Source organism: Parasphingorhabdus sp. (genome assembly GCF_039939955.1).
GTDB lineage: Bacteria > Pseudomonadota > Alphaproteobacteria > Sphingomonadales > Sphingomonadaceae > Parasphingorhabdus.
Genome location: NZ_JBDVHS010000005.1, coordinates 668,140 through 689,876, shown reverse-complemented (window position 1 = coordinate 689,876; position 21,737 = coordinate 668,140). Strand labels below are relative to the sequence as shown.

Here is a 21,737-nt window from a genome sequence, read left to right as displayed (position 1 = left end):
TATGTTGAAACAATTCATTCTTACAATCGCCCTGATCATGCCGGGCACTGCCATTGCGGCCGATAGTGTCAGCCTATCGAGCATTGTATTTGTCGAACGCAAAGTGGCAAAGCCAAACGGCACCACCGCGATGGTTCTCGAGAAACCAACGACCGTCATTCCTGGCGACAATCTTGTGTTCGTCGTCAAATATAAAAATGTCGGCACAGAGCCGGCTGTAGATTTTTCTGTCACCAACCCGCTTCCAGAAGCGGTAGCGTTCAATGGAACGTCTGATGGCAGAGAAATTGTCTCCGTTGACGGAGGCAATACTTGGGGGCCTTTATCGGACCTAACCTACCAGAGTGCAAATGGCGACGTTCGCCCCGCTCTGATGGCCGATGTAACGCATATAAAATGGAAGTTTAATCGTTCTATTTCCGCAGGTTCGGAAGGAGAACTCGTTTTTCGTGGCACTGTAAAGTGATCACAACCGTATCGGACTGCCGCGGGCTTGGCGGTCCAAATTGAGTAAATCAGGAGACAGTTATGACCAGTAAACTGAAGCTTCTCGTTGCCACGAGTGTCTTTTCTGTATCGGCATTGGGTGTAAACCCGGCGTTTGCTGCAGATTTGGGGACAGATGCAGGCACGAGCATAGTCAATAACGTGAGCGTTGCTTACAATGTGGGTGTGGGTGGAACCCCGCAGACCGCGGAAACCGATAGCGATACTTTCGTTGTCGACCGCGAAGTTAACCTTGTGGTGGCGGAAGTCAACTCAGCGAACACGACCGTTGCCCCGGGCGCGACGCAGCAAGCTGTGACCTACACGGTCAACAACCAGACCAATGACACGATTGACGTGTTGTTGACGTCGGAACAGCTGACATCGGACGATTTCGATGCGACCGGCACAATCACCTATTATCTTGATGATGGCGCTACACCCGGCGTCTTTGATGGTACTGATACTTTGATCACCGTGATTGAGGATTTGGCAGAAGATGAAACGGTAACCGTTCACGCGGTCGCTGACATCCCAACGGCCGTTTTGACTGGCGATCTCGCTGATATCGTCCTGATCGGTCAAGCGGCAGATGCGGCCACCGGTACGGCATTTGTTAACAATGATCTTGATGTTGACGATCCAACGGTTGTTCAGAACGTCTTTGCGGACGCAGCTGGCACCGGTACGGCCGATGGCGCAGCCGACGGCTATCACAGTGATACGGACACTTATGAGGTTTCTGCAGCGAGCATTTCGGTGTTCAAGTCGAGCCGTGTTGTCAGTGATCCACTGGGATCTACCAACCCTAAAGCAATCCCCGGCGCGGTTGTCGAATATTGTATTTCGGTCGCCAACGCAGCGGGTTCAGCTACGGCAACCGGTGTAACAATCACCGATACGCTGCCAGCGGATGTGGGCGGCAACGGCATCACATTTGTGACCGGATCTATTCTGGTAGACGCGACGGCAGTCATTACTGCTGGTCCACCACAGACGCAGGTCTGCACAGGTGGCGTTGCCGGCGGTAGTTTTGCTGATCCAACGGTTACCGGGACTTTGTCTGACATTGCCGCTGATACCGTCAGCGCGATGATCTTCCGCGTAACAGTAGATTAAAAAGCTATGAAATATGGCGGCAAACTGGCAATTCTTGTTGGATTGTCGCCATATTCCATTTTTAGCTGTGGGTTTGCTCACCAACTTTCTTAGGCCAGTCAGTCTGGCAGCGGCTGCATATGCATTGACGGCCTCTTCCTCTATGGGACTCGCACAGCAGCAACCTCAGGCCCTGCCTCTCATTACAAATGTTGCGCAAGCAGAATGGGATGTTGGCGATCAGCGGTTGCAGAAGCCGTCCAATAGCGTCGAGGTTCAGGTTGTTCCACCACCTGACATTCCACCCGAAATTTCCCTCTATCGTTTTGATGATCCGCCCGGCGCGGAACAGTTGCCACTTGCCGGTGCTATGTGCCGAGGCTCGCAAGGCGACGTCCCGGTTGCCCCCCGCGGTGTATTTGCCGGAACACCCGTAAGTCCGGCCGCAACCGCACCGACCGAGAGCATTCGCGCGGGCGAGCCCCTGATCGTATCGGTTATTGCAGCGAGCAGAAATGTAAGCCCGCTGGCGCCGGACAATTTTGATATAGTTTTCACCACCCCTGGCGGTGACCGTGAAGTGATAAATGTTATTGAAACCGAGGCCAATAGCGGCCGTTTCGTTGGCATGATCAACACCGCTGCCGTCCCTCCTGCTCCTGTACACGGAGATTGTGTTCTTTCGGTTCTACCCGGCGATACGTTCGACGTCACGATCGAGGGCGCAAACATGTCTCCCATCGCGACGGTAACCGGAGAGATATTGATCGATCCGTTCGGTGTGTTCTTCGACAGCGGCGATGGCACGCCGGTTTCCGGTACACGGGTAACCCTGATCGACGACGCGACCGGCTTGCCGGCGGACGTTTTCGGCGATGATGGTGTTTCTATCTACCCGAGCACGGTCATCTCGGGTGGCAGCGTTACCGATAGCAGCGGCAACGTCTATGATTTCACCGAAGGTTTCTATCGGTTCCCATTTGCACGGCCGGGCAATTACCGGCTGCTCGTCGAACCTCCCCAGCCTTATAGCTTTGCATCAGAAGCTACCCCTCAGCAATTGGCCAGTCTTTTGCGGTCAGATGGACTTCCCTTCACCATCGCTGAAGGATCTTATGGCGGGATCATTACATTGGATGACCCGGCACCAGTCCGGATTGATGTTCCGCTCGACCGCCCTGGAACTCCATTGTTGATCACAAAAGCAGCGTCCACAGCACAAGCCGTGCCCGGAGACGCCGTGCAGTACAGAGTTACGGTGCAGAATGCCGATTCCACGCGAAACACTGGCGCAATCACTATTACAGATCAGTTGCCGAGCGCGATGCGCCTGAAAATCGGTACGGTCCGCTACAATGGTAATCTGGTCACCGCCAATATCCGCCCCAATGGCCGGGATTTCACCGTTGAAGCACCTCCCCTTCCGGCCTCAGCGAGCGGTCTGCTGACTTATATTGCGGAAGTACGGCAGGACGCACGACCTGGAGACGCGATAAATCTCGCCTCTGCCGTGGATGATCGCGGTGCGGCTAGCCCAACTACCGATGTAGCCGTTCGTATTGAGCGAGATGGCATTTCCGAAAGGTTCACCCTTATCGGCCAGATTACACATGGTGGCTGCAAAGCCGATTCAAAGGATATCACGGGAATCGCGAATGTGCGCGTCATGCTGCAAGACGGAACCTACACAATTACCGACAGCGACGGTCGTTACCATTTCGAAGGCCTCAAGCCTGGAACGCACGTGGTTCAGGTGGATCCATCAACCTTCCCTGCCGATCTCGCACCCGTCGACTGCGCGCACAACACACGCAGCGCCGGTAGCGCAATTTCCCGGTTTGTTGACGGTCGTGGTGGCGCACTGAAACGCGCTAATTTCCGGGCAAAGAAAGTCGCCCCCAGAGAGATCAAAACACAAGACAGCTATCAGAAACCTGAAGTCATGTCTGATCCGGAAGCTGCTGGCGCTGGCCGTGATTGGCTGACGGGCCAGAATCCGGGCATTGAATGGCTGTTCCCTGCAGAGGACCACAATCCGCGTGTGAAGGCCCTGCGCGTTGCGATCAAACATCTTACTGGGCAAAAAGTTGAACTTTCGCTCAATGGCGTTCCTGTCAATCCTCTGGCCTTTGACGGTACGAAAAAAGGCTCGAACCGCAAAGTTCGGGTCAGCACATGGCGCGGGATCGAAATTCAGGACCGGACCAACATATTTGTGGCACGGGTGCTTGATCGCGATGGTAAATTGGTCGAGCAACTGGAACGGACGGTCCACTATGCAGGCGGTGCGCTCAACGCAGAATTGCTCAAAGATCGTTCAACCTTGGTCGCCGATGGCGTAACCCGTCCGGTCATTGCAGTCCGGCTGACTGATCGCGACGGCAAGCCAGCCCGCCACGGGATGGTTGGAGACTTTGAAGTCCCTGCACCTTATGCACCTGCGGTCGAAATCGATGCCCAACAAGCCAGCGAGTTCGCCGGCCTTGAGCGGGCAGCACCGGTATGGCGTGTAGAAGGCGAAGAAGGTATCGCTTACATCGAACTAGCGCCAACAACGGCCTCCGGATCGATCAGCATTTCCTTCCCCTTCCGCGATGGCGAAACAGAACGCACCCAGCGGATCGAAACTTGGCTCGATCCAGGCGACCGGCCATGGACGGTCGTCGGTTTTGCAGGCGGCACCATTGGTTTCAACACGCTGGACGAACGGTTGGAAGATCTGGTTGATGATGAAGACAATATCAATCTCGATGGTCGTATATCCCTATATGCCAAGGGCCGCGTGACGGGCAAATGGTTGATGACCATCGCCTATGATAGTGACAAAGAAGATGATGAAACACGGTTCGCCGGTGTTGTTGATCCACGTCGCTACTATACGGTTTATGCCGATCGCAGCGAACAGCGCTATGATGCCTCATCGGTGCGCCGCCTGTATCTCAAGCTGGAAAGACCACAGTTTTACGCTCTTTTCGGTGATTTCGAAACCGGCATTGATGAACCGGAACTGGCGCGATATCAGCGTGCTTTCAACGGTCTGAAGACAGAATATCTTAGCGACCGGGTTCATCTCAATGCCTTTGGCGCTGACTCGCCCAATCGGTTCCACCGCGAAGAAATCCAGGGAAGTGGTCTATCAGGCCCCTATGCCCTCGCCTCTCGCAATATCCTGGCCAATAGCGAACGCATCTCGCTGGAAACCCGTGATCGCTTCCGGTCGGACCGGATCATCGAACGGCGTGAGCTGTCCCGTCATATTGATTATGACATCGACTATCTGTCCGGCACCTTGCGGTTCCGCGAACCAGTCCTGAGCCGCGGCAGCGGTCTCAATCCGCAATTCATCATCGCCGGATATGAGGTATTGGGCATCGGCGAACGCAATCTAAACGCGGGCGGGCGCGTAACCTATCAGACGACGGACAAGAAGCTCAAAATCGGTGCAACGGCCGTCCGCGACGAAAATGAAACGTCTAAAACAGACCTTCTCGGCGTCGATGTACGCTATCGCCCAAATGCCAAGACCGAAATCCGGGCGGAGCTGGCCGTTACCGACAATCAGGCAAAAACAGTTACCGAAGCAAACACCGGACGCGCAGCAACCGCGTGGCTGGTTGAAGCCGAGCATCATGGTTCGAAATTCGACATTCTCGCTTATATGAGACGTCAAGAAACCGGCTATGGTCTAGGCCAACTCAATGCGTCGGAGTCCGGCACCGAAAAATTCGGCCTCGATACGCGCATTGCGATTAGCGATAATTTGTCATTTGCTGTTACCGGCTATCAGGAAAGCTTCTTGATGACGGATGCTCGCCGCCGTGCCGGTACCGCTGAACTGGAATATCGCACCAACAGCACCGCCTTCCGTGCTGGTATGGTCTATGCCAATGACCAGCTTTCCGACGGTACGGTGAATGAATCCACGCTCGTCCGGCTCGGCGCGACACAGCAGCTATTTGGTGGCAAGCTAGAACTGGACGCCCAAACAGAATTTGCTCTGGGCGGTCAGGACGAAAGCATTGATTTCCCGTCACGACACAGCGTCTCGGCTCGCTATGCCATTACCAATGACATCAAACTCATCGGAACCTACGAAATAGCCGATGGTGAGAATATCGAGGCGCGGACGGCACGCATTGGTGTTGACGTTACACCTTGGAGCGGCGGCCGTATTGTCAGCAGCATGAACCAGCAGGAAGTGACCCAATTTGGCCCACGCACCTATGCCGCCTATGGCCTGACGCAGAGTATTCCAATTGGCGACAAATGGACCGTGGACTTTTCTCTCGACGGCAATGAAACCATCGGCGGATTTGATCGCAGTGATGTGATCAATAACCAGCAGCCTGTCGCTTCAGGCGGTTTTCTGGGCAATGATGATACGTTGACCGAGGACTTTATCGCCGTCACCGCTGGCGCAAATTATCGCAGTGACGATTGGAGTTGGAACAGCCGTCTGGAATATCGCAAAGGCGATATCAACCAACGCTATGGCTTCACAACGGCCCTGCTCAAACAGATCGGCGAAGGCAGCGCTATCGGTGCACAGGCCAGCATATTTGTTGCCGAAGATAAAGATATCGTCAGCACGCGGATCGTCGAAGCGGAAGCCAGCTGGGCGCATAACCCTGCGGGCAGCGAATGGTCTTGGCTTGCAAAGCTTGAAGTTCGCGAAGACCAGGTACGCAACGCCGTCGCAGGAGCACCGGGACCGATTGGCGGCGTTCCTCTCCTTGTCGATGGTAACGTCACGTCGCGGCGCGTGATCAACAGCATCAGCGTCAACTATACGCCGATCGATGCAGATTGTTACGAGATTGGAGAATATAACTTCTTCTGGGGAAGCCGCTATGTCTTTGATCGCTTTGGCCCCGATGACGTAGAAGGCTGGAGCAATATATTCGGCGCCGACATCAAATATGATCTTTCCAGCATCATGGATATTGGCGGCCAGGTGACCGCACGCATCGGCAATGGCTTTGACACGATCGCCTATTCAGGTGGACCAAGCATCGGTCTTTCACCGTTCAAGAACGGCTATATTTCGATGGGTTATAATGTGGTCGGCTTTGCAGATCGCGACTTTGAAGAAAGCCGGTACACCAGAGACGGACCGTTCATCACCTTCCGCCTGAAGTTTGATCAAGAAACGCTTGGAAATCTAGGCCTCTAATCGGCGCGCCCGTCGATAGGACGTTGCTTCTCAGTCAGCAAACAGCAGCACCGGCGTCTCAAGCAAATGTTTCAACGCTTGCACATAGCTAGCGGCATCATAGCCATCGACCACGCGATGATCGCAGGAAATCGATAGGTTCATAAGCTTACGGGCTTGAATATCCCCGTCGATGATCATTGGGCGCTCCACAATCTTGTTGGGGCCGATAATGGCCACTTCGGGACGGTTTATCACCGGCGTCGTCGCGATCCCGCCCAATGGTCCCAATGACGTGAGCGTGAGCGTCGATCCGGTCAATTCCTTTGCCGTGGCTGTACCATCACGGGCAGCAGCAGCCAGACGACTGATTTCCGAAGCCAGTTGCCAGATATTGAGATCCTGCGCATCGCGCAATACGGGCACCATCAGCCCCTGCTCTGTCTGTGTCGCCATGCCCAGATGAATGGCTCCATGCCGCGTAACGAAGCCTGCTTCGTCGTCATATGTGGCATTTAGCATCGGGAAGTCGCGCAAGGATTTGCAAATGGCGACAATCATCAATGGCAGGATGGTCAACTTCGTGCGTTCGCCGCGGTTGGCGTTGAGGTCGGCGCGCATATCCTCAATTTCCGTCATGTCGATCTCGTCAACATAGGAGAAATGGGGAATGTTCCGCTTAGAATCGGCCATGTTTTGGGCGATTTTCCGGCGCATACCGATGATTTTTATCTTTTCATCGTCACGTTTTTCAGAGGCGCCCGATGGACGATAGCCCTGTCCCGAACCATAGTTTAAATAGGCATCAAGATCGCTATGCCGGATATGCTCACCCTGGGCTTTAACCTGACCGAGGTCGACACCAAGCTCAGCAGCACGCTTGCGAACGGCAGGAGTCGCGAGGACCTTCTCCGCCAATTTCTCCGCTGCCGGCGCGTCAACCGTGTTGATCGTGACTGGCTTTTCTTCAGACTCAGTCTGAAGAGCAGGTTTTGTAGGAGCCTCTTCTATATTTTCTTTATTTTCAATAGGTTGTTTAGACGCCAAGACATCAGATTCCTCTGGTTCAGGCATGTCGGCTACGCTGCTAGATGCTTCCAATTCTTCCAGTTCGCCCTCAACTTCTATTTCCACCAGCATCGAACCGATCGCAATAATATCGCCTTCGTCGCCAGCGACCGCAATGATCTTGCCCGAAACGGGAGCTTCCATTTCCACCGTTGCCTTATCAGTCATAACATCCGCTAGCTGATCGTCTTCCCCGACGATATCACCAATCTGAACATGCCACTTAACGATTTCCGCTTCAGCAATACCCTCGCCAATGTCAGGCAGGTTGAATATATATTTGCTCATGATTTCAAATCCCCGACAATTTTTTCCAACGCTTCCCCGATACGCACAGGCCCCGGGAAATACGCCCATTCCAGGCTGTGCGGATAAGGTGTGTCAAACCCCGTGACCCGCTCAATCGGCGCCTCGAGATGATAGAAACAACGTTCCTGTACCAGAGCCGATAGCTCCGCACCAAATCCGCTGGTGCGGGTTGCTTCGTGCACTATCAAACACCGTCCGGTCTTTTTGACCGACTCTTCAATCGTTTCGATATCAAGCGGAACCAAGGTCCGCAGATCAATGACTTCGGCATTGATACCATGCTCTTCGGTCACCGCCTTGGCGACATGAACCATTGTACCATAAGCGAGAACCGTCACCGCATCCCCTGCCCTGACAATATTCGCCTTGCCAAGCGGCACGGTATAGTGACCTTCTGGTACTTCGGCTTCAGAAAATTTAGACCAAGGCTCCACCGGATTGTCATAATAGCCGGTAAAAGGGCCATTATAGATACGTTTGGGCTCAAAGAAGAGCACGGGATCATTATCCTCAATCGCCGCAATCAGAAGCCCTTTGGCATCATAAGGCGTTGATGGAATCACCGTTTTTAAGCCGGAAACATGGGTGAACATCGCTTCGGGTGACTGACTATGTGTCTGCCCACCAAAGATGCCGCCACCGAAAGGCGAACGAACCGTCAAAGGTGCAGTAAACTCACCCGCAGAACGATAGCGCAGCCGCGCTGCTTCAGAGATAAGCTGATCCATGCCGGGATAGATGTAATCGGCAAATTGAATTTCCGGCACTGGTCGCAAGCCATAAGCACACATGCCTACAGCAGCACCGATAATTCCGCATTCTGATATAGGCGTATCGAAACAGCGGGTCTTGCCATGTTTTTCCTGCAAACCTGCAGTCGCGCGGAAAACCCCGCCAAAATAGCCGACATCTTCGCCCATGATCACGACATTCTCGTCGCGCGTCATCATTGTATCGAGACCAGAGTTAATGGCCTCTATCATGTTCATGACGGCCATTTGATTTCCCGTTCTTTATTTGCCTGTGCAGCCTGCTCTTCCAAATGCCAGGGCATTTCTTCAAACACATCCTGAAACATCGTTTCAAAGGGCTGATGTAATCCGTGGCCCAATATACCATTTTTGGCGGCTTCCTTGACGGCTTGTTTGACCGCTTCAAGACATTCCGTATCCAGCTGTTCCTGCTGCTCGACGCTCCAGACACCGCGCTGGATCAAATGCCGCTTTAACCGCATGATCGGGTCGCCCAGCGGCCATTCCTCACGCTCCTGCGCGCTTCTGTAAGCGGTGGGGTCATCTGAAGTACTATGTGCATCCGCGCGATAGGTGAAATGTTCGATCACCGTCGGACCTTGGTTGGTCCGCGCCCGTTCCGCCGCCCATTGGGTTGCGGCATAGACCGCCAGTGGATCATTGCCGTCCACGCGGAGCCCAGCAATTCCATAGCCAGCTGCCCGTGCGGCAAAGGTTGTGCGCTCCGCCCCAGCAAAACCCGAGAAAGAAGAAATCGCCCATTGATTGTTGACGATATTCATGATCACCGGCGCATTGTAGACAGCGGCAAAGGTCATCGCAGCATGAAAGTCCCCCTCCGCCGTCGACCCTTCACCGCACCATACAGCGGCAATGCGATCATCACCCTTCGACGCGCTGGCCATCGCCCAGCCGACCGCTTGCGGATATTGGGTTGTCAGATTACCGGAGACGGTGAAGAAATTCAGTTCACGCGAGCTATACATGATCGGCAATTGCCGACCCTTCAACTTGTCTGCTTTGTTTGAGAAAATCTGATTGACCATCTCGGTCATAGGATAGCCACGGACGAACAATATGCCCTGCTGGCGATAACTGGGGAAGCACATGTCCTCTTTATCAAGCGCCATTGCGGCGGCAACCGAAGTGGCCTCCTCACCGGTGGATTTCATGTAGAAGCTAGTCTTGCCCTGCCGCTGTTGCCGGTGGAGACGGTCATCAAACGCCCTTAGCTGCGCCATAGTCCGCAACATTTTCAGAAGCGTTTCATCATCCAGTTTAGGATCCCACGGCCCTACTGCCCGATGATCATCATCCAAAACCCGGATGAGATCATAGACCATATCCAGCATATCATTCGGTTTTGTGGAAATATCCGGCCGTTGCTGATCGCCAGCCTTTTGGACTTCGACATCACTATAATCAACTTTGTCGCCAGGTCGAAATTTTGGCTCCGGTATATGCAAAGTCAGGGGCGATAAATTCGCTTTTCTGTTCTTCTCAACCATCCACAATCTCCAGCCCGGTCACATTGTTGCAACGCAATATTTATTTCAACTGGTTGTTATATTATTTCAATCGATTGAAAAGGTCAACATACCTGCCCTTTGCGCCATAAAAAGAAAAAGGGGAGAGCAAGATATTTGCTCCCCCCCTTTTTTAACTTTCGAAAAGTCTGGATTTAGAAGCGAAGCGACATATTCACTACCGCCCGATCATCGCGATAGACCTGCTGGCCCAATCGGCTTTCAACCGCTGCACCAAAGCTCAACGGCCCGTTGGTGAAACTAAAGCCACCGCTCATCTCACCATAAGACGCGTCCTGCAGTCCAATAGGCAATGCAAGAGCTACATTCTCTGCATCCAGAAAGCGGACCTGGAAGTTGGTATCATTCCCAGACAAACGGTTCACATAGTCCATTTTCATTTCTGGTTGGAATGACCATCCTGAAGCAAAGCCCATTTTGGAACTTCCGGATAGTTTCAGGCCAAATTTTGCTTCGGCGCCAGCCCGGCTAATTTCATCCACAGCCATTGCCAAGCTACCGGCGCTATCGCGGAAACCGTCCACACTATAGGAAGAATAGCTTAAGCTTGCCCGCGGTGTCAGGAGCAATCCATCAACCTCGATATTATAGCCTGCTTCAATCTCACTGGCGAAAGTCAGCGAGTTTGTGTTCAAGCCATTTGCAGATAGTCCGCCAACGCCGCGACTGCTGCTATCAAGTTGCGAATAAGCTACCGTGGCCTGCCCGCCGACATAGAAGTTCCTGCCGAGGCGATAATTACCATAGACCGAACCTTGGTTTGTTTCGACATTGGCAATAGTGCCGCCGACCTGCTGGTCACCATTGGCATAACCGAAAGCCGTTCCCATGGTAGTGCGATCATCCAAACCAAATTCCAGACCCATCGCAATATGCCAGCTGCCTTGCTCCGTGCCCTCAGGATTATCCGAGAAGGCCAGAGATGAACGGTTATAACCAGCAGACATGAAGCCGCTCATATTCTCCGGCAACGTCACAGCATTCCAATTGGACGACTGATAGTTTTTCGCAAAACTCATCTGAGATGCGGTGCTACCGGTAAACTGGCGCCCTGCACTCAGGACTTCCGGCGCCCCCATGATCCGGATTTTGCCAGCGGTGCCTTGATGCGTACCAAGCAATGATAACCGGTCGGAAACCAGCGTCCGCATGGTGGAGCTCTGTTTCTCATCCAAAGTCGTTGTTCGACCGGCTTGCGAAGCGGACAAGCTTTGGAAAGTGGTGTTCAGTTCACCCACTTCCATCACATCGATCAGTCCATAGACATCCGCCAAATCGGCATAAGAACGATGCCGAGCACCATCAAGCGCATGACCAAATGCCCTAGAGAAGGGATTTCTCACGCCGCCTGATTTGAAGAAATCGGAGAAACGTAGCGCACGCATCCTAGCGACCACTGCATTGGGCTCATATTGTAGTTCTGGGTACAGCACGCCAATGCGGCCAACCACATTGTCAAAGCTATTCTCTACGCCGCCTTCCGCTGTGATAATCTCGAAAGTCTGGCCATAGCGCGCACCTCTGCGGCCGAATGCGTTGACCACAGCAGCCGTACCACCAAGGGATATGATGCCAGCATTATCAGCATCACCGATCACCGCAATTTTATCATTGCCGCGCCGTCCGACATCGAAAACAGTCAGCGTTTCAGAGGCAAGGATCACATCACCAGCGATCGTCAATGTACCGGTGTCGCCGAAATGCCCACCCGGAGCGATCGAACCGCTTACCGAAGTCAGGAAGGTCGGATCGAACAAACCAGTACCCGTCAACAAACCGGAACCAAGAAATGCTTCCCCGGTTGTCAAACTGCCGTCTAGGTCAAGCCAACCACCAGTTTGCGTATAATCACCCAAGACGGTGAGATTGCCCTGCTTGCGAATATTGAGACGGGCTGCGCCTTGAAGGTTAAGCCGATCAATGGTCACGTCATCGCGCAATTTCGTTTTACCGTGCGCCGCTAGCGTAACTTCATAATAACGCGCGCGGATACCGGTTGATGGATCAGCGACGACATTGTTGGGAACGAAGTTAACGCTACCGGGGCCGCCTTCGATAAAGACGCTGTTGGGCGTTCCTTCATCAAATGCAACACTTAGCGTCGAAAGATCCAGACAATCATCCAAGAAACAGATGTTACCAAATTTTGGCGTATCGCCAGAAACACCCGGCGCTTCGAAGCCTGGAAGCGCGTTGACGAGTTCACCATCAACGCTGATGCCGTAATTGGGGTCCATGTCCTGCACCCAATGGTCTGCATCTAACCAGTCACCATTGCCAGGAAGGCTGGATGCGTAGACATAGCTATTGTTCGCTACGATCTCATCCCAGAATAAATATAGCGGCTGATAGAAGCTTTGCGTTCCGTATGATGAGAATGGTTGGAATGTTAGTGGATCAGTCGGATCATTGCCGAAAAATCTGGAACCACCTGACAATACCGCCGTGATGACCGGTGTATCGAACAATTCATCAGCAACCAGTGCGCTACCGGAATCGCCGCCTGCGGTGGTGCCTTCACGCGGTAACGCGGCTCCATCATAAAGATCGAAATCAAACGCTCCATTGGAGGCATCAAAAGCATCTTGACCGGCCGGGCTATCAAAATCTGTATTGTACAGAGTTTGTGGAAGTCCATAATCAGCCGGACCGAAGAGGAAATTATTCCTATCGTTCAGCGAGCTGCCAGACGAGATCATATTTTCTGCAATGCGCCGACGGAAGTCGATGCCAAGGTTGGAACCATCAGGCCCTAGCCCCCTCGCGCCGTATCCGTTGATAACGCCGTGTGTCTCTGCCGTTAGTGGCGAGAACAACATAGTCCAAGTCGGGACACCACCGGCATGGGTATCGAGTGTCGCCAGCGCGACGTCTGCTTCCAGGAAACCGGTTGGAAGTGAGCGTTCATCGTACCAGACTTGCTCCACATTATAGATGTTGAAATCGACATCAGTCTGATTTGCCACACCACCGTCGAGTCCGACCCAACGGCGAACGGCAGGAAGATTGTCTGCACTAAAACCAAAAGCAATCGCGGTTCCGCCCGAATCAAAACCATAGCTATCAGCTGCCTGGCTATTCACACAGTGAGCCGCAAATAGAACGGTACGTGGGTTGATCAGCGTACCGGTGCAAAGACCCAATGATGTTGAGCTTTGGTCTGCCCGCACAGTCATTTGTCCAACGCCGGTAACATCCACAAGATTATCAAAAACACCGACCGGGGGTGAATCGTCCAACGTCAAATCATCTCGAATAACAATAGAAGGAGCATCTTCTGCGAAAGTGGGTGCGGTTTGGGCTTGGGCCGCTGTCGACAATCCCGCGATGCAGGTGGCCGAAGACGCCGTGGCTAACAGTAAACGATTGATGGAACGAAATGACATTCTATGCTCTCCCCTCAGAGTTGATGTGATTACTCGATAAATACTACATAAAAATACTCGCGACTCAGTTGAAATATATTAGTATCATATTTTACTAGAAATAAACATTTTTACTCCCAAACAGATTTGGAAGGCGATATTTTACTTTCATTTACACTAAGTGTATTACTGGAAATCTGCGGCGTTCAGCCTAGACGGCAACCGGCGCGCTAATGTGAGATTGTGGGAAATATCCCTCCACTTCAAAATCCGTAATTTGATAGCCAAACACGGAATCGGGTCTCCGCAATATTTTGAACGTCGGAGCTCCCGAAGGTTCGCGCGATAGTTGCTCTTCTACCAGATCAGCATGATTAAGATAAAGGTGCACATCACCGCCATTCCAAACCAGTTCTCCCGGTTCGAGATCACATTGCTGCGCAATCATCCGTATCAAAAGAGCGGCCGAAAAGACGTTAAACGCAAAACCAAGGCCAAGGTCACAGCTGCGTTGATAGAGTAGCCCTGACAATTTCCCGTCAGAAACATAAAATTGATAGGTTTTGTGGCAAGGCGGCAAGGCCATCTCATCCAGTTCGGCGACGTTCCAGCCGGTAAAAATATGACGCCGGGAACCGGGGTTGTTCTTGATCCCGTCGATCAGCGCCGCGATCTGATTAATGCCAGTTTCCTCGCGCCGATACAGCCCCTCACCCGCCGGCGTATAGCGCGGCCAATCGACCCATTGCTTACCATAGACCGGCCCCAGATCGCCCCATTGCGCGGCAAAGGCATCATCTGCGATGATCCTTTGTTCAAAGCTATCTCGGTCGATCTGCTCTCCGGTTTCCTTGCGATATTTATCAAGAGGCCAGTCAGTCCAAATATGAACCTTCTGCTTCACCAATTCACGGATATTGGTGTCGCCGGTGAGAAACCAAAGCATTTCCCGCGCTGCCGTTTTCCAGAATACGCGCTTGGTCGTGAGCAGCGGGATAGCATCATTGGCTAGATCAAAGCGCATCGTCACACCAAAAATAGCACGCGTGCCCACGCCGGTTCGATCGATGCGTTCATCACCTTGCGTCCAAATTTTCCGCATCACATCAAGATATTGCTGCTCATAATGCTGTTCAGGAATCAAACCATCATTCTCCAACCATGTGTAATCCAAATGCTAGACTGCTCTGGCCATATCCTCAACCAGCCAGTTGCATCTGGCATCAATTTTACGCCGGTCTCATAATGTCTCGAATGATGGTTGCTGATATCAGCGCTTTTGCACATTCTGGAGAAGTCACGCCATGACGGTGTAATTTTTCTCTCCGGGGCCACGGCACATCTGCTTGGCAATTTTTGTTTCCTCACCATCGATGATGGCAACATCTGTTATGTTCAGGCATCTCCGGCCATCCGGTTCAGCAGTCAGAGCGGTAATCATAGAAGAGCCGGAAACGTCGGCCCGGGTCGGGCTTTGCCATTTTGCGACGGCACCAACCTCTTCTTTTTCAACGACAGCCATCGTCGCCTCTGCAGCTTTTTCCTGCTCTTTCTCATCAAGTTGGCAGGCAATCTCCGCGCCCACGACCGCACCGACGCCACTTGCGATTAACGTTCCAACTTTACCAAGGCCTGCCGCATCTCCGATTACACCGCCCACCAAACCACCGAACAAGCCACCACCGGTTCTAGCGCCCTTGCATTTTTTTGAGTTTGAACGGGGTTTCTTCTTCCTGTTCCTTTTTTTCTTCTCTGGCTCGTCCTTGGCCAACGCAAGCGTCGTGTCTGTATTCCCTGTCGACCGCTCCATTTTAACCTTTGGCTGAGCAAGCGCCTTTTCTACATCAAACTTCGGCACCGGGTAACCGCCGCATCCGGTGTTGAAACAAAAACGATCCTGCAGATATTCACGATCCTTTTGATAGCGCGCTTCCGCTGCACGATAATCAGCGAGGTTCGCCCCATCTGGATCAGAGTCAGCATGCTCCCGCATCATCATCTCGTAAAAGCCGTCCTGGCTTTTGGGGGAATATCGCATATTCCCTCCGACTTTATCGGTATAAAGTTGCGAAATAGTCTTTTGATGCTGGATCATTCGTTCGCGAAATGGGGTCAAAATCTCGCTATAATATTTGTCCAGCTTGACCGTGCACTCGTTGATGTTCTCCGCTTTATCAAACGGCATTTCAAATATCTGATAACTTTCCCGGCAGTCCGGATAGCCTTCCTTCGGCAACAAGGGTGTCGCCGGTAAGGTCGGCAAATCTGGCTCGGCGGTCGTGGGCGGCACATAAGCCAACTGCGTCTCTGAACCTGTTCTCGTTGACGGCACAGGAAGGTCGGGCATATTCGGCTGTGCCGATATGTTTTTCGAACTGACCGAGGCCGGTCCCGATTGAACGCCGGAATTGGTTCCTTGAGAGGTCGACGAAGAACGAGGTTTGGACACAAGATTCTGCGTAGAACTGCTAGTTCCAGAATCGACCGATGGGACAGAAGCTACTCCCTGAGAAGCGCCTAACTGTTCAATATTTCTTTTGGCTAAATCGGCAAATAGCCCCGTCGGGAATTCCTTTATATAGGCTTGGTATGCAGCCAGCGTCCCCGCACCATTTGCGCCACGCCACATCAGTGCGTCCATAGTCGACCGATTGGTGGTCGACAAAGGTGCTGCCGGAGATCGCGTTTTGGTTGCTAATTCAGGATTGGGCTTTGGTGCCGCCGGCTTCACAAGATAGACCGGCGTACCGGTGATACTCGCACTGACAAATGGGCGCTGGTTGCCGCCAGTAGCGGACAAGACATCATCACGAACAACACCACCGAGAAGTTGAAGCGGCAAGTCTGGTTGCGGCAGTCGTTTGGCAAGCGACAGCGCAAAGGGGGAATTGAATCCATTTCCGTCGCTAGCGGTCTGCCCCGGTGCTGCGGCATAAATCACTAGCACGCCATCGGCATCAAACCCCGCAAGCCCTCTAGCCACTGCCCGAGTCCCCGACGCCCATCTATTGCCAAATGGATTGTTGCGGCACGCATCCAGCACAACCATTCTTATCCGCGCGCCGGACACTGATTCCATCATACGTTCGATATTTATGGATTCATAAGGCAGGTCGAACGCCGTATTCAGTTCAGCATCAATCGGTATGAGCCAGTTTTTGCCCTGCCCTTCCATACCATGACCCGCATAGTAGATCATAGCGACGTCGGCACCATTGGCTTTTTCCCGGAAGGTCCGCAGCTCTCTCTGGAAACTACTTATGGTCAGATCCAGCGCAACAACGACGTCGTCAAAGCCCGCTTCCCGGGCTGAATCAGCTACAATATTCGCATCGTTCGTAGGATTGGGTAAGGAACTAGTGTTTACATAAGCAGAATTGCCGATGATCAGCGCAACACGTTTGGCTTCGACCATCGCAGGCCAAATTGTGGCGACACATATAAATATCATGATCCCAAGTCGGATCATCAATTACCCCCATGGTCCCATCGCAATGTGCAAACGGATATTTACCGGTTGCTTTTCGATGATAGACGTTGTGGAGACGCGCCCCTCCTCCACAAATAATTCAAAAGCTTTAACCAAAAATAGTCGCCCAATGCAATCCCGATGAGCATGTTTTCGCTCGCTTGGTCATCTTGGTCGACAGCAAAAACCGAATATTTCAGTCTTTATAATGGAAATTGTTTTTCAGATTCACGGATGAAATTCGCTTCACTTCTTCCATGACCGGAAAAGAGCTTGTCTGACGCACACCGGGGAGGTCATTGATGAAATCGGTCAAAATGGAACGATATTCCTCCATGTTCCGGCAGCGTACCTTTAGAAGATAGTCAAATCCACCTGCCAGCATATGGCAAGATTGAATGGCGTCGTTCTTTTTCACGACCCTATTAAAATCGTCGAGATGACGGCGACTAGTGGACTCCAGCTTGACCTCGATGAATACGACATAGTTCTGTCGCACTTTGCGCGTATTCAGTCGGGCATGATAGCCCGTGATATAGCCTTCACGCTCCAAGCGTTTCAGCCGCATTTGGCAAGGTGTTTTGGAAAGTCCTACGCGATCCGACAAATCTGCAAGCGACAGTCGGCCATTCTCCTGCACCGCTTCCAATATTAGCCAATCGAATCTATCCAATGCTTTTTCGCTCATACGCCCCCAATGGTCTAAAATTTGATCAAAAAATAGCTCAAAATTCTATACTTAATTAAAGTTTAGGACCATCTTCCTATTATCTCAACTAGATATAGATGATGGAATGCAAGTCTAGCTCAGCATTGAATGAAGAAGCCCTGCGACAAAGGATCGCAGCCGCCAGCCTAAGCAGTGAAGATGCACTGTTTCACACGCTCCGCGCGGCGCTCCCTTTAGATGATCTGCAATGGCAGAAAATCAAACAAAACAGCACAGAATTTATAGCTAGCCTGCGCTCGAACAACAAACCTCCGTTAATCGACCAATTTCTAACCGAATATGGTCTATCGAACGATGAGGGAGTCCAACTGATGCGGCTCGCCGAGGCACTTTCGCGGACTACCGATCCGGAGACAGCTGACGAATTGATCCGCGACAAGATCATGGGTCGGGACTGGCTATCGCATACTGGCCCGGGACACAGTCTTCCGATGAGCCTTGCCGGTCGCGCGCTCCACTTTGCAGACCGATGGCTAAACGCAACCCGTCAAAAACGAAACCCGATCGCGGCCGCCGGCAATCTGGTTTTGCGTCAAGCGACCAGGTTCGCCGTTCGCATGCTATCCTCACAGTTTGTTTTCGCCGAAACACTCGATCAGGCGCTGCAAAGAGCCGACAGATATAGCAAGAAGGGATATCTGTTTTCCTTCGACATGCTGGGGGAAGCCGCTCGAACAGCAATCGATGCGACAAATTACTATCGGGCCTATAGCAACGCGCTCGACCAAGTCGCAGCCCACGCGCAATCACATGACGCCCGAAAGAATAATGGGATTTCTATCAAGCTATCCGCCCTTCATCCCCGCTATGGATATGAACAGGCGCAACAGGTGGTTCCAGAATTGGTCGATCTGCTGCTGCCACTCGCCGTCAAAGCCAAAGCCTCCAACATCCAGATAACAATTGATGCCGAGGAGGCTGAACGACTGGACATTTCAATGGATGTACTCGCTGCATTGGTTGAAAAACCGGAATTAGAAGGATGGCATGGCTTAGGCTTTGTCGTTCAGGCCTATCAAAGGCGCGCCCTGCCCTTGCTGGACTGGCTTAGCATACAATCTGGGAAACTAGGTGCGCCGCTAATGATCCGGCTGGTCAAAGGAGCCTATTGGGATAGTGAAATAAAGCGAGCCCAGGAAATGGGACTAAGCAGCTATCCGGTATATACCCGCAAAGAGATGACTGATTTGAGCTATCTCGCTTGTGCGGCTCAACTTCTTTCGAAACCGGAAGCGTTCAGCCCACAGTTCGCAACACATAATGCCAACAGCATCGCCGCCGTGCAGCAAATGGCCGGACAGCGTATGGACTTCGAGTTCCAGCGGCTGTTTGGCATGGGACAACAATTGCACGACATGATTTTGGATCAAGGCAATGTTCAGAGCCGCGTCTACGCACCTGTCGGCACGAAAAAGGACCTGCTGTCCTATTTGATCCGCCGGTTGCTGGAAAATGGCGCGAATAGTTCTTTCGTCCATAAGCTGGTCGATCCCTATACCGACATCCGCGCTTTGACGGCCACGCCCCTGCAGGCGCTGATCGGATTCGAAAAGAAGCATAACGACAAAATCCCCTCACCTCGCCAATATCTGAAGGATGGTCGACAAGCTGCAATGGGATGGGACTTGTCCAACCCTATTGAACGAGAGAGATTTGAAAAGGGATTGGCGGCTGCAAAAGCGGCGTCTTACGAAGCCTTTCCAATCATCAATGGTGAGGAATGTCTGGCGAAAACCATGTCGATCCAAAACCCTGCACGGTTGGATGACGTCGTCGGCCAATGGTCTCCGGCAACTACACGCCAAGTAGTTGAAGCAATCGAGAGCGCAGACTTTGCATTAAAAAAATGGCAATCCCGTTCGGCAAATGATCGGGCAATAATATTGGAACGAGCCGCCGACCTGCTCGAAGCGCGTGCCGATATTTTTCATGGTCTCGCTATTCGAGAAGCCGGAAAGTCGTGGAGCGATGCCATTGATGAAGTTCGGGAAGCAGTCGATTTCTGTCGATATTATGCCGCCCAAGCACGCGATAGAAGTTTCGAAAACCGTCAAGCACTGGGGGTTATAGTCTGCATATCTCCATGGAACTTTCCATTGGCCATTTTCATGGGACAAATTACCGCTGCTCTTGCGGCCGGCAATACGGTCGTCGCCAAACCGGCCGAACAGACGCCTCTAATTGCCGCGGAATCGATAAAGCTTCTTCATGAAGCAGGTGTGGATGCCGCCGCCTTGCAATTCATTCCCGGTTATGGCGCTGTTGTTGGTGAAACGCTGGTCAAACACCCCACAACGGCAGGTGTCTGCTTCACAGGATCGACGGCGACTGCCAAACGAATTGCAACTAGTCTCGCAGATGCGGGCAGAGCTTTAACGCCTTTGATCGCCGAAACAGGCGGTATTAATGCCATGATCATCGATTCATCGGCGCTTCTGGAGCAGACCGTTGACGCCGTGATTTCATCGGCCTTTCAGAGTGCGGGACAAAGATGCTCCGCACTCAGGATATTATGCATACAAGACGATATCGCCGATGATTTTATACAATTGCTGTCCGGCGCAATGGAAGCGTTACGGATTGGCGACCCCGTTAAGCTGGAAACGGATATTGGGCCCGTCATTGATACCGCCGCCAGGACCAATATTCAGGATCATATCAACCGCCTGAACCATAGCGCTCGATTGATCCAGCAAACGCCGGGTAAAGACATTGACCAAGGGCACTTCGTCTATCCGGTCGCTTATGAACTGACCGAATTTTCGGATCTCGATCGAGAAATATTTGGCCCCGTACTGCATGTGGTTCGTTTCCCGGCAGCGGAAAAGAAAGATCTAATTAGCAAAATCTGTCAAAGAGGATATGGTCTAACCTTAGGAATTCAGAGCCGGATTGACTCTGTAAGCGACCAGATGGCTGACTCCGCCGATGTCGGTAATATATATATCAACCGGAACCAAATTGGCGCGGTTGTCGGCGTTCAACCTTTTGGTGGCCATGGCCTGTCGGGCACAGGCCCCAAAGCAGGCGGGCCTCTCTATCTTCGCCGATTGAGTAAATCGAACGGCGAGCCTATTATTTCCGACGAAGTGGCCATCGGCGATCAGAGTGCATTCTCCGTAAGCAGCCTCGCTACAGTTTGCGATCATCTCGCCGGAATTCACAAACAACAAATGAGCTGGTTCGACCGGACAGATAAAGCCGAAGCCCTGTCTGCAGCAACAGAAAGCATGCCCGCCGATTGGAAAGCACTTCTCGCGTCAGAGATTTTGCGGTGCAAGGAAGCCCTTCCCTCCTCTGAATGGTTAGCCTCACCGGCGGGAGAGACTAATCTCTATCAGATGAGAGGCAGAGGGGTCATTCTGTCCTTACTGTCCGATCCCAAGGAGATTGCTCAGGGATGCTTACGGTCGCTGATAACGGGTAATATTTTTGTACAAATAGACAAAGACGCCAATAAGCCGCTTGACCTTTTGCCCACCAATCTGACTGACTATGACGACATCGCAAACCTGATTGGTCAGTTTTCACTTACCGAACCGGATATCGCTGCAAACATAAAACAGGGGAGCTTTGACGCTCTGCTAGTCTCCCCCCAAGATCCGAAAATTGGGGTTTGGGGCAAAATGCTGGCAGAAAAAGAAGGAGCAATCATTCCGATGCTCATACCCAGTGATTTGGCGGACCGTTATGTTCATGAAAAAACTATAACCCGCAATATTGCTGCAGCAGGCGGGGATGTCTCACTATTGAACGCCTGA

The 21,737-nt window shown here is 52.3% G+C and carries 11 protein-coding genes; 4 read left to right on the top strand and 7 right to left on the bottom strand.

Annotated features, from left to right (window positions below; translation table 11 throughout):
* The first annotated feature begins 1 nt into the window (after position 1).
* The 3 genes from ABJG22_RS08535 to ABJG22_RS08525 all read left to right on the top strand — a co-directional run bounded on the left by ABJG22_RS08535 (position 2) and on the right by ABJG22_RS08525 (position 6,757).
* Positions 2 to 466 (top strand): hypothetical protein, encoded by a 465-nt coding sequence (locus ABJG22_RS08535; RefSeq protein WP_348019812.1) that lies wholly within the window; start codon positions 2 to 4, stop codon positions 464 to 466.
* Positions 467 to 528: 62 nt separating this feature from the next.
* Positions 529 to 1,605: a hypothetical protein gene (locus ABJG22_RS08530; protein WP_348019811.1), complete on the top strand. Its 1,077-nt coding sequence runs from the start codon at positions 529 to 531 to the stop codon at positions 1,603 to 1,605.
* 142 nt (positions 1,606 to 1,747) lie between these two features.
* On the top strand, positions 1,748 to 6,757 hold the full coding sequence (locus ABJG22_RS08525) for a hypothetical protein (protein ID WP_348019810.1): 5,010 nt from the start codon (positions 1,748 to 1,750) through the stop codon (positions 6,755 to 6,757).
* Positions 6,758 to 6,787: 30 nt separating this feature from the next.
* Here ABJG22_RS08525 and ABJG22_RS08520 read toward each other — a convergent pair whose 3' ends face one another.
* From ABJG22_RS08520 to ABJG22_RS08490, 7 genes are all read right to left on the bottom strand, one after another.
* Entirely contained in the window at positions 6,788 to 8,092 is a 1,305-nt protein-coding gene (locus ABJG22_RS08520; RefSeq protein WP_348019809.1) for a dihydrolipoamide acetyltransferase family protein, read from the bottom strand.
* Positions 8,089 to 9,111: an alpha-ketoacid dehydrogenase subunit beta gene (locus ABJG22_RS08515; protein ID WP_348019808.1), complete on the bottom strand. Its 1,023-nt coding sequence runs from the start codon at positions 9,109 to 9,111 to the stop codon at positions 8,089 to 8,091. Before ABJG22_RS08515 ends, ABJG22_RS08520 begins: the two co-directional genes overlap by 4 nt.
* The gene (locus ABJG22_RS08510; protein WP_348019807.1) at positions 9,099 to 10,373 is read right to left on the bottom strand and encodes a thiamine pyrophosphate-dependent enzyme; all 1,275 of its coding nucleotides are present in this window, start codon (positions 10,371 to 10,373) and stop codon (positions 9,099 to 9,101) included. The genes ABJG22_RS08515 and ABJG22_RS08510 overlap by 13 nt, the downstream gene beginning before the upstream one ends.
* Before the next feature lie 173 nt (positions 10,374 to 10,546).
* Complete coding sequence (locus tag ABJG22_RS08505; protein WP_348019806.1) at positions 10,547 to 13,798, bottom strand: autotransporter domain-containing protein; 3,252 nt, start codon at positions 13,796 to 13,798, stop codon at positions 10,547 to 10,549.
* 190 nt (positions 13,799 to 13,988) lie between these two features.
* Positions 13,989 to 14,921 carry a thymidylate synthase gene (gene thyA, locus ABJG22_RS08500; RefSeq protein ID WP_348020334.1) on the bottom strand — a complete coding sequence of 311 codons (933 nt, stop codon included), beginning with the start codon at positions 14,919 to 14,921 and terminating at the stop codon, positions 13,989 to 13,991.
* Positions 14,922 to 15,074: 153 nt separating this feature from the next.
* Positions 15,075 to 17,228 (bottom strand): caspase family protein, encoded by a 2,154-nt coding sequence (locus ABJG22_RS08495; RefSeq protein ID WP_348019805.1) that lies wholly within the window; start codon positions 17,226 to 17,228, stop codon positions 15,075 to 15,077.
* 214 nt (positions 17,229 to 17,442) lie between these two features.
* Positions 17,443 to 17,934, bottom strand: a complete 492-nt coding sequence (locus tag ABJG22_RS08490; RefSeq protein WP_348019804.1) for an Lrp/AsnC ligand binding domain-containing protein — start codon at positions 17,932 to 17,934, stop codon at positions 17,443 to 17,445.
* Positions 17,935 to 18,059: 125 nt separating this feature from the next.
* Here ABJG22_RS08490 and putA point away from each other — a divergent pair, with 125 nt between their 5' ends.
* On the top strand, positions 18,060 to 21,737 hold the full coding sequence (gene putA / locus ABJG22_RS08485) for a bifunctional proline dehydrogenase/L-glutamate gamma-semialdehyde dehydrogenase PutA (protein ID WP_348019803.1): 3,678 nt from the start codon (positions 18,060 to 18,062) through the stop codon (positions 21,735 to 21,737).

Excerpts from the sequence above, each read along its gene's own strand:
- ABJG22_RS08510 (WP_348019807.1), bottom strand. The coding sequence starts at position 10,373 with ATGGTTGAGAAGAACAGAAAAGCGAATTTATCGCCCCTGACTTTGCAT.
- ABJG22_RS08535 (WP_348019812.1), top strand. The coding sequence starts at position 2 with ATGTTGAAACAATTCATTCTTACAATCGCCCTGATCATGCCGGGCACT.
- ABJG22_RS08520 (WP_348019809.1), bottom strand. The coding sequence starts at position 8,092 with ATGAGCAAATATATATTCAACCTGCCTGACATTGGCGAGGGTATTGCT.
- ABJG22_RS08505 (WP_348019806.1), bottom strand. The coding sequence starts at position 13,798 with ATGTCATTTCGTTCCATCAATCGTTTACTGTTAGCCACGGCGTCTTCG.
- ABJG22_RS08525 (WP_348019810.1), top strand. The coding sequence starts at position 1,748 with ATGGGACTCGCACAGCAGCAACCTCAGGCCCTGCCTCTCATTACAAAT.
- ABJG22_RS08490 (WP_348019804.1), bottom strand. The coding sequence starts at position 17,934 with ATGAGCGAAAAAGCATTGGATAGATTCGATTGGCTAATATTGGAAGCG.
- ABJG22_RS08530 (WP_348019811.1), top strand. The coding sequence starts at position 529 with ATGACCAGTAAACTGAAGCTTCTCGTTGCCACGAGTGTCTTTTCTGTA.
- ABJG22_RS08515 (WP_348019808.1), bottom strand. The coding sequence starts at position 9,111 with ATGGCCGTCATGAACATGATAGAGGCCATTAACTCTGGTCTCGATACA.
- ABJG22_RS08495 (WP_348019805.1), bottom strand. The coding sequence starts at position 17,228 with ATGATATTTATATGTGTCGCCACAATTTGGCCTGCGATGGTCGAAGCC.